The organism is Actinacidiphila bryophytorum, assembly GCF_016916835.1.
GTDB classification, from domain to species: Bacteria; Actinomycetota; Actinomycetes; order Streptomycetales; family Streptomycetaceae; genus Actinacidiphila; species Actinacidiphila bryophytorum.
The window spans coordinates 281,642-294,226 of record NZ_JAFFIX010000001.1 but is presented as its reverse complement, the minus strand read 5'-3'; the positions used below and the strand labels follow the sequence as shown (position 1 = coordinate 294,226).

Below are 12,585 nucleotides of genomic sequence, written 5' to 3'. Positions count from 1 at the left end.
AGCGGTGGCGGGTACGGCGGTGCTGCGGGTCATGCCGCCGCTCCCAGCGTCGGGCCGGTCTGCGGGCGGGCGGTCAGGGCGACCATGCGGTCGGCGACGGCGGTCGGGGTCGGGGCGTGGAGTTCGCCGGCCAGCACGCCGTCGGCGAGGAAGAGGACCCGGTCGGCGCGGGAGGCGGCGACCGGGTCGTGCGTCACCATCACCACGGTGGCGCCCATCGTGTCGACGGCCCGCCGCATCAGGTCGAGGATGGCGCGGGCGGTGTTGGTGTCCAGTGCCCCGGTCGGCTCGTCGGCGAAGATCACCTCGGGCCGGGTGATCAGCGCCCGCGCGATGGCAACCCGCTGCTGCTGCCCGCCGGACAGCTGCCCGGGGCGGCGCCGCCCGTAGCCGTCCAGGCCCACCTCGGCGAGCAGCGCCTGCGCGCGGCGGCGGTCGGGGCGTACTCCCGCGAGGCGCAGCGGCAGCAGCACGTTCTGCTGGACCGTCAGCGACGGCAGCAGGTTGAAGGACTGGAAGACGAAGCCGATACGGCTGCGGCGCAGCTTGGTCAGCCGGTTCTCGTTCAGCCCGGTGATCGGCTCGCCGCCGAGCAGCACCTCGCCGCCGGTGGGCCGGTCGAGGCCCGCGGCGCACTGCAGGAAGGTGCTCTTGCCCGAGCCCGACGGTCCCATCACCGCGGTGAAGCTGCCGCGGGGCAGCGCCAGGTCGATTCCGCGCAGCGCGCGGACCGCCGCGTCGCCGCGGCCGTAGGTGCGGGTCAGGGAGCGCAGCTCCACAGCTGGGGTGCCGGTTGTCGCCATGTCCTCGACGCTACGGAGTGCCGACCGGGTGAACCATGGCGTCCACCGGCCTCCCGGAGGTGGGGACAACCCCACCATCACCGAGCGCACCGGGTGTGGCACACCCCGGAAGGGGTAGGGCTCTGGGATCGACCGGAAGAAACCGCAAGAAGGCGGAGGCTTGATGGACCGGGCACGGCTGGCGGCACTGCACGGCGTGGATGTGACGTACGAACCGGCGCCGGGCCAGGAGGTCGAGGTCTCCGAGGAGACCGTGGTGGCCGTGCTGGCCGCCCTGGGTGTGGACGCCTCCACACCGCACGCGGTGCGCGACGCGCTGGCCGCGCACGAGCTGCGCACCGCCCACCGGCTGCTGGCGCCCTGCACGGTGCTGCGCTCCGGGCAGCCGCTCACCGGGCTGCCGGAGGGCACCGAGATCAGCGTCGAGACCGCCGCGGGCGACCGGCTGGCCGCGGTGCCGCGGGAGCCTGGGCGCTACGTCCTGCGCGCGGCCGCCCCCGACGGCAGGACCGCACGCGGCGACCTGGTGGTGGCACCGCAGCGGATCGCCGGGCCGCCGCAGCGGTCGTTCGGCTTCATGGCGCAGCTGTACTCGACGCTGTCCGACCGCTCCTGGGGCATGGGCGACCTCGGCGACCTGGCGGAGATCGCCGCCTGGTCAGGGCGCGCGCTGGGCGCCGGCTTCGTGCAGATCAACCCGCTGCACGCGGCCGTCCCCGGGCACCCCACCGACCCCTCGCCCTACCGCCCCTCCTCGCGCCGCTTCCCCGACCCCGTCTACCTGCGGATCGAGGAGGTCCCCGAGTACGCGTACCTGTCGAGGGACGCCCGCGCGCAGGCCGGGCGGCTGCTGGCCAAGGCCGCGGCCCTGCGCGACAACGTGCTGCTCAAGGACATGCTCATCGACCGGGACGCGGTCTGGGAGCTGAAGGCGCAGGCGCTGGAACTGCTGCGGCAGGTGCCGCTCAGCCCCGGCCGGCGGGCCGCCTACGCCGACTTCCTCGCCGCCCAGGGGCAGGCACTCGACGACCACGCCACCTGGTCCACGCTCGCAGAACTGCACGGCCCCGACTGGCAGAAGTGGCCCGCAGGACTGCAGAACCCGCGCTCCGCCCAGGTCGCGAGGCTCCGCAGCCGGCACCTGGAGCGGGTCGACTTCCACTGCTGGCTGACCTGGCTGACCGACAGCCAGCTCGCCACCGCCCAGCGGGCCGCACGCGACGCCGGCATGCCCATCGGCGTCGTCCACGACCTCGCCGTCGGCGTGCACCCGGCCGGCTCCGACGCCTGGTCCATGCAGGACGTGCTCGCCCGCGGCATGTCCACCGGGGCGCCCCCCGACGCCTTCAACGCCCGCGGCCAGGACTGGGGCCTGCCGCCCTGGCGCCCCGACGCCCTCGCCGCCACCGGCTACGCCCCCTACCGCGACCTGATCGCCCGCATGCTGCGGCACGCAGGCGGCCTGCGGATCGACCACGTCATGGGCCTCTTCCGCCTGTGGTGGGTGCCGGAGGGCCGCCCGCCCACCGAGGGCACGTACGTACGCTACGACGCCGACGCCATGCTCGGGCTGCTCGCCCTGGAGGCCTACGAGGCCGGCGCCGTCGTCATCGGCGAGGACCTCGGCACCGTCGAACCCGGAGTACGCCGCCAGCTCGCCGACCGCGGCATCCTCGGCACCTCCGTGCTGTGGTTCGAGCGCAACTACGACGGTGAGCACGCCGACCGCCGCCCCCTGCGCCCCAACGCCTGGCGCGAGGCGTGCCTGGCCACCGCCACCACCCACGATCTGCCCAGCACCGCCGCCCGCCTCACCGGCGAACACGTCGAACTGCGGCACCGGCTCGGCCTGCTCACCCGCCCGCTGGAGGAGGAACAGGCCGAGGACGCCGCGGAAGTCGCCGAGTGGATCGCCCTGCTCGGCCGCCTCGGCCTGCTGCCGGAAGGCGCGGCCGACGAGGAAGCCGTGGTCAGGGCGGTGCACCGCTTCCTGGCCGCCACCCCCGCCCGCATGATCGGCGTCTGGCTCCCCGACGCAGTCGGCGACCGCCGCCCGCAGAACCTGCCCGGCACATGGGACCAGTACCCCAACTGGCGGCTCCCCGTCGCCGACCCCGACGGCAAGGCCCTCACCCTCGAACAGCTCGCCGCGTCCAGGCGGCTGCACGCACTCGCCGAGGAGGTCCGCCGCGCCCTCTCGCCCGACGGCGAACCCTAAAGCACCCCCGGGCGCGCGGCCCTCCGGGGCGGTCACTACATTTGGGCACGTGGACAAGAAGCTCAACAAGAAGGTCATGCGCGCGGGCGTCGTCACCGCGGCCACCACCGTGATGCTGCTGGTGTCGTCCCCGGCGTTCGCGCTCACCCGCGACGACGGTGACGACCCGGGCTCGGGCCTGAGCGTCATCCAGACCCTCGGCCTCTTCGTCGCCATCCCCCTCGTCCTCTTCGGCATCATCGCGGGCTGCGTGATGGCGACGGACAAGACCCGCAAACACCCGAGCTGACACTTTCCCCCCGGATGCGCTTCCCTTCGGGGGTGCGCAGGTGGGGTGCCCCTTGCGGTGAGCTTTCGCCTTTCCCCCGGCGGGGGGTGCCCAGGTGATTGCCACTTGCTGTGAGCTTGCACCTTCCGGTGCACCGGGGCTGGCCGCCCAGTTCCCCGCGCCCCTGGGGGTGCTCTCTCGGGCAGAGGGTGAGCGTTTTTAAGGGGCGCGGGGAACTGCGCGCCCAGCCCGAGGAGCGGGAAGGAAGCACCGCCACAGCAAGTGGCAATCACCTTGGAGCCCCCCGCCGGGGGAAAGGCGACCGCCCACCGCAAGGGGCACCCTCCCCCGGGCACGGGGAGCCGCGCTAGGAAGAAGCGGCGAGGAGGCGGCGGAGAAGTCCGGTGAGGACTTCCGCCTCGGACGGGTCGAGGGCTGAGAGCGCGGACTGCTGGACCGCGAGCCCGGCGACAAGCGCGTCGTCGACGACAGTCACACCGCGCTCGGTGAGCGAGACCCGCAAGCCCCGCCGGTCGTGCGGGTCGGGCGACCGCACCAGAAGACCGGCCCGCTCCAGTTTGTCGAGCCGCCCCGTCATCCCCCCGGTGGTCAGCATGAGCGTCGCCGACAGCTCCCGCGGTGAGAGCGTGTAGGGCGCCCCCGACCTCCGCAGCGTGCCGAGCACGTCGAACTCCCCCCGCCCGATGCCGTACCGCTGGTACTCCGCCTCCATGCGGTCCCCCATCGCCCGCGCGATGCGGTAGACCCGCCCGAAGACGGCCATCGCGAGGGTGTCCAGCTCCGGCCGCTCCGCGGCCCACTGCCCGGTGATCGCATCCACGGCATCCGTTTCCATCCGCCCAGTATCGGCCCGAGACCGCTCTGTCGCAAGAAACTTGCTTGACTCTAAGTAGCTTAGCGCTAAGCTGCTTTCATGCTGCCGTCACGTAAGCAACGCACCGCCTCCCCCGTTGGCCGAAGCGAGCGCACCCGCCTGCCAGGCGAAAGGTCCATGCTCGGCGCGATGGCCGTGGACGCGGTGGGCTCCGGGATGTACATCCCGTTCAGCCTGGTGTTCTTCCACCACATCACCGGCCTGTCCTTCGCCGTGGTGGGCGCGGTGCTCACCACGGTGGGCCTGGTCGGCATGGCGGCACTGCCGCTCGCGGGTGCGGCGGTGGACCGCTACGGCGCCCGGCGGGTGCAGCTCGTCCTCTACGGGGTGCGCGGCGCCGGCTTCGCGCTGTACCCCTTCGCGACCGCGCTCCCCGCCTTCGCCGCCGTCGCGCTCGGCACGGCCTTCGGCGACCGGGCCTTCCCCGCCGTGCAGCAGTCCTGGATCGGCGAGGTCGCGGCGGGCGCCGACCGGGACAGGCTGCAGGCGGCCGCCCGCGCGCTGCGCAACGGTGGACTCGGCGCGGGCGCGCTGCTCGCCTCGCTGGTGGTCACCCTCGCCGGTGACCGCGGCTTCGTCGCGGCGGCCTGGCTGAACGCGGCGAGCTTCGGAGTCGCCTGGCTGCTGATGCGGCGCGTGCAGGCGCCTGCGCGTCCGGCCGCGCAGGCCGCACCGGCCGCGCCCAAGGCGGCCGGCGGCCGCGGGGGCTACCGGGTGGTCTTCGCCGACCGCCCCTTCCTCGGCCTGACCAGCGCCAACTTCCTGATCGCGCTGGGCTATTCGGCGCTGGCGGTGCTCTTCCCGCTGCTCATCGCCGGTTCGCTGCACGGGCCGCAGTCGCTGACCGGCGCGGCCTTCACCGTCAACACTGTGCTGTGCGCGGTCGGCGGGGTCCACGTCGCCCGGCTGAGCCGCCGCGGCGGTGCCCGCCGCACCCGGTCGGCCGCGCTGGGGGCGGTGCTGTTCGCCGCGGCCTTCGCCGGGCTCGCGGTGCTCGCGGCCGTACGGCCGCACGCCGGCTGGGTGGCGGTGGCCCTGCTGCTCGCCCTGGTCACGCTCTACACGGTGGCCGAGACGGTGCACAATCCGGCGGCGAGTTCGCTGGCCGTCGCGGCGGCGCCCGAGGTGCTGCGCGGCCGGTACATGGCGGCCTACCAGCTGTCCTGGTCGCTGGCCTCGATCCTGGCGCCGTCCCTCTTCACCGCACTGACCGCGGCCGGCGCGGCCCTCCCCTGGCTGCTGCTGGTCGGCACGACACTGAGCGCCGCGGCGCTGCTGCTCCGCCTGGAGCGCGTCCTGCCACCCGAGGCCGTCGCCCTCCCCACCCGCCCCCGCACCTGGCACCCCTCGCCCCGCCCGACAAACCAGCCCTCCCCCAAGCCCGTCCCCCACACCTGACCCCCCCGCACGCCGCCCAGCGCCGGGCGCACCAGCAGCCCGGCCGGGACCGGGGCACGGCAGCGACAGGCCCTTTCACCGGACGCCCCCACCCCGCCCGTCGCAGACAGCCCGGACCCGAACGCACAAAGCACCCCGCCGGGCCAAGACCCGGCCCCGACAGGCGCGCTCACCAGCCGTCGCCGACCGCCCGGACCGGAAAGCACAACGCAACCCCCGCCAGGGCCGGGGCACGGCAGCGACAGGCCCGCTCACCGGACGCACCGTCCCGCCCGGCGTCGGGCGGGACCGGCAGCCCCCGGGCCGGAGCGTCGGGGCGGTGGCGGGGTCACCAGACGTCGCCGTCGCGCCAGTCGCAGATCAGTTCGGCGGTGAAGTCGAGGGGGGTCACCGGGTAGACGTAGATCGCGCCGTCCTCGTCGGGGGTGCGGACGACTCCCGTGGGGGTCAGGGCGCTGGTGCGGCCCGGCCAGCGGTGCCAGCCGCGGGATGCGTAGAAGCCGGTCGCGTCGGTGGCGGAGCCGAGGGCGCCCAGGTCGTAGGCGTCGCGGATGATGCGTTCCGACACCGCCATCACCGCGGCCCCGTGGCCCTGCCCGCGGCGGTCGGAGCGTACGGCGACGGCCTCGACGTATCCGGTGCGCAGCGCGCGATCGCCGTGCAGCAGGCGCCGCTGGACGACAGAGGCGTGGCCGATGGGCTCGTCGCCTTCGAGGACCACCGTGTGCAGGCCGCCGAGGGTGTGGTCCCAGTCGGCGTCGGTGAAGCCGCCGTCCGGGTGCCCGGCGAAGGCGCCGTCCAGCAGCACCCGGATCTGGGCGCGCTGGGCGGGGGTCAGGTCGGCGGTGTGCACGGTTCGTACGAAGGTCTCGGCCACGAGCCCATCTTGCCGCCGCCGCGGCGCCCGGGCGCCCGGCGCGCGCATCCGCGCGCGACCGGGCGGCCCGGGCCGGTGCGGTCAGCCGGCCGCCGCGTCCGCGGCCTGGGCGCGCAGGGCGCGCTCGACGCCGGCACGGGACTCCACGACCAGGCGGCGCAGGGCCGGGACCGGCTCGGCGTCGGCGAGCCAGGCGTCGGTGGCGTCCAGCGTGGCCTGGGAGACCTGCAGGGTCGGGAAGAGGCCGACGACGATCTGCTGGCCCATCTCGTTGCTGCGGTCGGCCCAGACCTGCTTGACCGCGGCGAAGTAGCGCTCGCTGTACGCGGCGAGCAGCTCGCGCTGGTCGGTCTGCACGAAGCCGCCGATGACGGCCTCCTGCATGGCGTTGGGCAGCTTGTCGGACTCCACGACGCTCGCCCAGACCTCGGCCTTGGCGGCCGCGGTGGGCCTGGCGGCCTTGGCCGCGGCGGCGTGCTGCTCGCCCGCCGAGGTGGGGTCGAGGGCCAGTTCCGCGTCGATGGCCTTCTCGTCGGCGCGTCCGGTGGCGGCCAGCCGGTTGAGCAGCGCCCAGCGCAGCTCGGTGTCGACGGCGAGACCGTCGTAGCCGGCGGTGCCGTCGAGCAGCCCGGCGAGGATGTCCAGCTGCTCGGGGGTGCGGGCGGTGGCGGCGAAGGCCCTGGCCCAGGCAAGCTGGTGGTCGCTGCCCGCGGGGGCGGCGGCCAGGTGCTGCTGGGCGGCCTCGGTCCAGCGGGCGAGCCCGGTCTCGCGCCACGCCGGGTCGGCGTAGAGGTCGAGGGCGAGCTTGACCTGGCGGTGCAGGGACTGCACCACGCCGATGTCGGACTCCTTGCCGATGCCGTGCAGCACCAGCTCCAGGTAGTCGCGGGTGGCCAGTTCGCCGTCCCGCGTCATGTCCCAGGCGGAGGCCCAGATCAGGGCGCGGGGCAGCGACTCGGTGAAGTCGCCGACGTGGTCGCGGACCACGGCGAGCGACTGCTCGTCGAGGCGGACCTTGGCGTAGGACAGGTCGTCGTCGTTGAGCAGGATCACGTCGGGGCGGCGGGTGCCGGCGGCGACGGGCACCTGGGTCAGTTCGCCGTCGACGTCGAGTTCGATGCGGTCGGTGCGCACCAGCACGCCGTCCTGCAGGTCGTAGAGCCCGACGGCGATGCGGTGCGGCCGCAGGACCGGCTCGCCCTTGGCGCCCGCGGGCAGTGCGGGGGCCTCCTGGCGTACCGCGAAGGAGGTGACGGTGCCGTCCGCGCCGACCCCGATCTCGGGGCGCAGCACGTTGATGCCCGCGGTCTCCAGCCACGCCTTGGACCAGGCCTTCAGGTCGCGGCCCGAGGTCTCCTCCAGTGCGCCGAGCAGGTCGGTGAGCCGGGTGTTGCCCCAGGCGTGCCGCTTGAAGTAGGCCTGCACACCGGCGAAGAACTCGTCCATGCCGACGTAGGCGACGAGCTGCTTGAGGACCGAGGCGCCCTTGGCGTACGTGATCCCGTCGAAGTTGACGAGCACGTCCTCCAGGTCGTTGATCTCCGCCATGATCGGGTGGGTGGAGGGCAGCTGGTCCTGCCGGTAGGCCCAGGTCTTCATGGTGTTGGCGAAGGTCGTCCACGAGTGCGGCCAGCGCGAGCCCTCGGCGTGCGCCTGGCAGGCGATCGAGGTGTAGGTGGCGAACGACTCGTTCAGCCAGAGGTCGTTCCACCACTCCATGGTGACCAGGTCGCCGAACCACATGTGCGCCAGCTCGTGCAGGATCGTCTCGGCGCGCATCTCGTAGGACGCGTCGGTCACCTTGGACCGGAAGACGTACTGGTCGCGGATCGTGACCGCACCCGCGTTCTCCATCGCGCCGGCGTTGAACTCCGGTACGAACAGCTGGTCGTACTTGGCGAAGGGGTAGGCGTAGTCGAACTTCTCCTGGAACCAGTCGAAGCCGAGCCGGGTGACCTCGAAGATCGCCTCGGCGTCGAGGTGTTCCGCCAGCGAGGGGCGGCAGTAGATGCCCAGCGGCACGCTGCGGCCGTCGCCCTCCCAGCTGCCGTGCACGGAGGTGTAGGGGCCGGCGATCAGCGCGGTGACGTACGACGACATCCGCGGGGTGGGCTCGAAGGTCCAGACGCCGTCGTCGGACGGCTCGGGGGTGGGCGAGTTGGAGATGACCGTCCAGCCCTGCGGCGCCTTCACCGTGAAGGCGAAGGTGCCCTTGAGGTCGGGCTGTTCGAAGCTGGCGAAGACCCGCCGCGCGTCCGGTACTTCGAACTGGGTGTACAGATATGCCTGCTTGTCGACCGGGTCCACGAACCGGTGCAGCCCCTCACCGGTGTTGGTGTAGGCGCAGTCCGCGACCACCAGCAGCTCGTTGCGCCCGCCGGGCAGCGCGTCCAGGGCGATCCGCGAGTCCTTGAAGACCTCGGCCGGGTCGAGCGCGGTGCCGTTCAGCACCACCTCGTGCACCTGCGGCGCCACCAGGTCGATGAAGCTCGCGCCGCCGTCGCCGGCGACGTCGAAGCGGACCGTCGTACGCGACCGGAAGGTGCCGCCCTCCTGGGCGCCGCTCAGGTCCAGCTCGATGGCATAGCCGTCCACGGTCAGCAGAGCGGCCCGCTGCTGGGCCTCCTCGCGCGTGAGGTTCGTACCAGGCACGGTGGCCCACTCCTTCTCGTCAGGTGAGACGCCCATCCTTGCATGTCGCCCTGGGACCACGCGGAATCCCCCGGTGGCGGGCGCACGCCGGCACGGGGTGCCCCGGCCGGCCGGCGGGGCGCCCCGTGACGCACGAAGGCCCGGGTCTCAGGCCGATATGCCGTCGATCCGGGCCAGGGCGTCATCCGCGCCGAAGGGTTGCAGGTATGGCAGCCAGCGCGGGTCCCGGTGGCCGGTCCCGATGATCCGCCAGGCGAGGCCGGACGGCGGGGCCGGTTGGTGGCGCAGCCGCCAGCCGAGCTCGGCGACATGGCGGTCGGCTTTGACGTGGTTGCAGCGTCTGCAGGCCGCGACCACGTTCTCCCAGGCGTGCTGGCCGCCCCGGCTGCGCGGGATGACATGGTCGACGCTGGTGGCGGCGGCCCCGCAGTAGGCGCACCGGCCGCCGTCCCGGGCGAAGAGCGCCCTGCGGGTCAGCGGTACGGTGCCGCGAAAAGGGACGCGGACGAACTTGGTGAGCTTCACGACACTGGGCGCCGGGAGCGCCTGTGACTCGCTGTGCAGATAGGCGCCGGATTCCTCTAGGCATACGGCCTTGTTGTTGAGCACGAGGACGAGCGCGCGGCGGAGCGGTACGACGCCGAGCGGCTCGTACGACGCGTTCAGGACCAGGACATGCGGCACGGATGCCTCCTTTAACGCCGGCGGCGCGTGGCTCGCGCCGGGACGATCTGTCTCAGTCTCTCCGGAAGGCGGGGCGCCGCGCCACCATGCCCGGGTAACGGACCGAGAGTGTTTTGGACCACACGGCTGCTCCTCCATCAGCCCTCCCTTCCCCTTTCTCCCCCGTCCCGCGGCGTTCCGCCCCTCGAACGGGGCAACGGAACAGCATCGGTCCTTCGTTACTGTGGAGGCTTCGAACACTCCGGAGGTTCCCGCACGTGTCCACCGCGACGCCCCCCGCCGCCGCCACCCCAGACAGCCTGTCCCGCACCGCGTCCCAGGCCGGAAGCTGGGTGGACGACAACTGGGCCGACTGGCTGAACGCAGGGCTCCAGATCCTGCTGATCCTGGTGATCGCGATCGTGCTGCGCTCGGTGGTGCGGCGGACGATCAGCCGGCTGATCGACCGGATGAACCGGGGCGCGGAGGCCGCCGCGGCGACCGCGCTGGGCGGGCTGCTGGTCAATGCGGAGCGGCGCAAGCAGCGCAGCGAGGCGATCGGCTCGGTGCTCAGGAGCGTGGCGTCCTTCGTCATCCTCGGCACCGCTGCGCTGACCATCCTGTCGGTCCTGCGGATCGACCTGGCGCCGCTGCTGGCCAGCGCGGGTGTCGCGGGTGTCGCGATCGGCTTCGGCGCGCGCAACCTGGTGACGGACTTCCTGTCCGGCGTCTTCATGATCCTCGAGGACCAGTACGGCGTCGGCGACGTCATCGACGCGGGCGTCGCGTCCGGCACCGTGGTCGAGGTGGGCCTGCGGGTCACCAAGCTGCGCGGCGACAACGGCGAGATCTGGTACGTGCGCAACGGCGAGGTCAAGCGGATCGGCAACCTCAGCCAGGGCTGGGCGACCGCCGTGGTGGACGTCCAGGTGGGCGTGCACGAGGACCTGGACCGGGCGCGTGCGGTGATCGTGGAGACCGCCGACACGATGAGCAAGGAAGACCCCTGGGACGAGTTCCTGTGGGAGCCGGTGCAGATGCTCGGCCTGGAGTCGGTCGGCTCGGAGTTCGTGGTGCTGCAGGTGCAGGCCAGGACGATGCCGGGCAAGGCGGCGCCGGTGGCGCGCGAGCTGCGCTGGCGGATCAAGCGGGCCTTCGACCGGGAGGGCATCGTGATCACCGGGGGCGCACCTGCCGCCACGGTGACCGACCCCGCGGCGGTGGCCGCGGAGGGCGCCCCGGTCGCCCAGGGCGCCGAGGACAACGGCCCGGCGCCGGTGCAGCGCTCCGCGTCCGTACCGCCGCCGGCGGCCGGCGAGCAGTAGGCCGTACAAGATCACCCGTACCGGTGGGGGCTGTCCGCGGACGGCCCCCACCGGCGTGTCCGCCGGCCCTTCCGCAGGCGCATCCGCAGCCGCATCCGTAGGCGCGGACGCGGGTGCGCACGCGGGTGCGCACGCGGGCAGATAACGACTTGGCCGCACGGCCTTGTGCACCCCTTGACGCTCCCCCGACGGCAGGCCTACCTTTCGTTGCCAATAGGAAACTTTCCTAACAGTGAACTGAGGGAGGATGGCGCGCATGGCTGGCACCCCTGGTACGCCGCGCGTATTGCGCGCCATGAACGACCGCGCCGCGCTCGACCTCCTGCTGGAGCACGGCACGCTCTCCCGGACCCGGATCGGCAAGCTCACCGGCCTGTCCAAACCCACCGCCTCACAGCTGCTTGCCCGCCTGGAGGCGGCCGGCCTCGTCCTGGCCACCGGCACCACCGCGGGCCGCCCGGGGCCGAACGCCCAGCTCTACTCGGTCAACCCCGCCGCCGCCCACGTCGCGGGCCTCGACGTGAACACCGAGCGGATCAGGGCCGCCGTCGCCGACATCACCGGCCGCACCGTCGGCTCCCACCGCCTGCCCACCCCGCAGCACAGGACCGGCAGCACCGTCGAGCAGGTCGTCCAGGCGCTGGACGGCGCGGTCAAGGCGGCCGGGCTCAGCCGCTCCGACCTGCACCGCGTCGTCATCGGCACCCCCGGCGCCTTCGACCCCAGCACCGGGCGGCTGCGCTATGCCAGCCACCTGCCCGGCTGGCACTCCCCCGCGCTGCTCGACGAGCTGGCCGCGGCCCTGCCGATGCCGCTGGAGTACGACAACGACGTCAACCTCGCCGCCGTCGCCGAGCAGCGGATCGGCGCGGCCCGCGGCCACGACGACTTCGTCCTGCTGTGGAACGAGGAGGGCATCGGCGCCGCCCTGATGATCGGCGGCCGGCTGCACCGCGGCTGGACCGGAGGCGCCGGCGAGGTCGGCTTCCTGCCCGTGCCCGGCACCCCGCTGGTCCGCAACGTGACCAGGACCAACAACGGCGGCTTCCAGGAGCTGGCCGGCTGCAACGCCGTCCTGCGGCACGCGGCCGAGCTGGGAATCGACATCCCCGACGCCCCGCTGCCTGACGCCGCCGCCATGGTGCTGGGCAAGGCCGCCGCCATCCACGACGAGTGCGAGCAGGGCGGCGAAGGCCCGTACGCCGACCTGCTCGCCCGCTGCGCCACCGGCATGGCGGTGGGCCTGGCCTCCGTCGTGGCCGTCCTCGACCCGGAGCTGATCGTCCTGGCGGGCAACGTCGCCGTCGCGGGCGGCGAACCGCTGCGCACCCTCATCCAGTCCGAGCTGGCCGAGCTGGCGGTCCCGAGGCCCCGGCTGGTGCTCGGCACCGTCGAGATGCACCCCGTCCTGAGCGGCGCCCTGGAAAGCGCGCTCGCCACCACCCGCGACGAGGTGTTCGACACCTCCCGCTGACCGCATCACCCC

10 protein-coding genes are annotated in these 12,585 nt (G+C 73.4%); 5 read left to right on the top strand and 5 right to left on the bottom strand.

Translation table 11 applies throughout. The features are described from left to right. Window positions 1–29: 29 nt before the first annotated feature. Window positions 30–803 carry an ABC transporter ATP-binding protein gene (locus tag JT723_RS01230; RefSeq protein ID WP_205042433.1) on the bottom strand — a complete coding sequence of 258 codons (774 nt, stop codon included), beginning with the start codon at window positions 801–803 and terminating at the stop codon, window positions 30–32. A gap of 163 nt (window positions 804–966) precedes the next feature. On the opposite strand from JT723_RS01230, the gene malQ reads away from it, so the two are divergent. Continuing rightward, window positions 967–3,021, top strand: coding sequence for a 4-alpha-glucanotransferase (gene malQ / locus JT723_RS01225; protein ID WP_205042432.1), 2,055 nt, complete (start codon window positions 967–969; stop codon window positions 3,019–3,021). 76 nt (window positions 3,022–3,097) lie between these two features. After that, window positions 3,098–3,310 carry a hypothetical protein gene (locus tag JT723_RS01220; RefSeq protein WP_205042788.1) on the top strand — a complete coding sequence of 71 codons (213 nt, stop codon included), beginning with the start codon at window positions 3,098–3,100 and terminating at the stop codon, window positions 3,308–3,310. 346 nt (window positions 3,311–3,656) lie between these two features. On the opposite strand, the gene JT723_RS01215 is transcribed toward JT723_RS01220, so the two are convergent. Beyond that, window positions 3,657–4,145, bottom strand: a complete 489-nt coding sequence (locus tag JT723_RS01215; protein ID WP_205042431.1) for a MarR family winged helix-turn-helix transcriptional regulator — start codon at window positions 4,143–4,145, stop codon at window positions 3,657–3,659. 168 nt (window positions 4,146–4,313) lie between these two features. Here JT723_RS01215 and JT723_RS01210 point away from each other — a divergent pair, with 168 nt between their 5' ends. Continuing rightward, window positions 4,314–5,582: an MFS transporter gene (locus JT723_RS01210; protein WP_240164878.1), complete on the top strand. Its 1,269-nt coding sequence runs from the start codon at window positions 4,314–4,316 to the stop codon at window positions 5,580–5,582. A gap of 328 nt (window positions 5,583–5,910) precedes the next feature. Here the strand turns inward: JT723_RS01210 and JT723_RS01205 are convergent, their stop codons facing one another. The 3 genes from JT723_RS01205 to JT723_RS01195 form a co-directional block, all read right to left on the bottom strand. Further along, entirely contained in the window at window positions 5,911–6,459 is a 549-nt protein-coding gene (locus JT723_RS01205) for a GNAT family N-acetyltransferase (RefSeq protein WP_251512796.1), read from the bottom strand. Between the two features lie 81 nt (window positions 6,460–6,540). Then, the gene (pepN, locus tag JT723_RS01200) at window positions 6,541–9,111 is read right to left on the bottom strand and encodes an aminopeptidase N (RefSeq protein ID WP_205042428.1); all 2,571 of its coding nucleotides are present in this window, start codon (window positions 9,109–9,111) and stop codon (window positions 6,541–6,543) included. Window positions 9,112–9,258: 147 nt separating this feature from the next. Further along, window positions 9,259–9,795 (bottom strand): HNH endonuclease, encoded by a 537-nt coding sequence (locus JT723_RS01195; protein ID WP_033172826.1) that lies wholly within the window; start codon window positions 9,793–9,795, stop codon window positions 9,259–9,261. A 257-nt stretch (window positions 9,796–10,052) separates the two neighbouring features. Here JT723_RS01195 and JT723_RS01190 point away from each other — a divergent pair, with 257 nt between their 5' ends. Together JT723_RS01190 and JT723_RS01185 are read left to right on the top strand one after the other, a co-directional pair. Further along, window positions 10,053–11,099: a mechanosensitive ion channel family protein gene (locus JT723_RS01190; RefSeq protein WP_205042427.1), complete on the top strand. Its 1,047-nt coding sequence runs from the start codon at window positions 10,053–10,055 to the stop codon at window positions 11,097–11,099. A 247-nt stretch (window positions 11,100–11,346) separates the two neighbouring features. After that, window positions 11,347–12,573, top strand: a complete 1,227-nt coding sequence (locus JT723_RS01185; RefSeq protein ID WP_205042426.1) for an ROK family transcriptional regulator — start codon at window positions 11,347–11,349, stop codon at window positions 12,571–12,573. Window positions 12,574–12,585 lie beyond the last annotated feature (12 nt).

Bases quoted from the DNA above. Each gene is read 5' to 3' on its own strand.
- JT723_RS01215 (WP_205042431.1), bottom strand. From the start codon at position 4,145: ATGGAAACGGATGCCGTGGATGCGATCACCGGGCAGTGGGCCGCGGAG.
- JT723_RS01210 (WP_240164878.1), top strand. From the start codon at position 4,314: ATGGCCGTGGACGCGGTGGGCTCCGGGATGTACATCCCGTTCAGCCTG.
- JT723_RS01185 (WP_205042426.1), top strand. From the start codon at position 11,347: ATGGCGCGCATGGCTGGCACCCCTGGTACGCCGCGCGTATTGCGCGCC.
- JT723_RS01230 (WP_205042433.1), bottom strand. From the start codon at position 803: ATGGCGACAACCGGCACCCCAGCTGTGGAGCTGCGCTCCCTGACCCGC.
- JT723_RS01220 (WP_205042788.1), top strand. From the start codon at position 3,098: ATGCGCGCGGGCGTCGTCACCGCGGCCACCACCGTGATGCTGCTGGTG.
- malQ (WP_205042432.1), top strand. From the start codon at position 967: ATGGACCGGGCACGGCTGGCGGCACTGCACGGCGTGGATGTGACGTAC.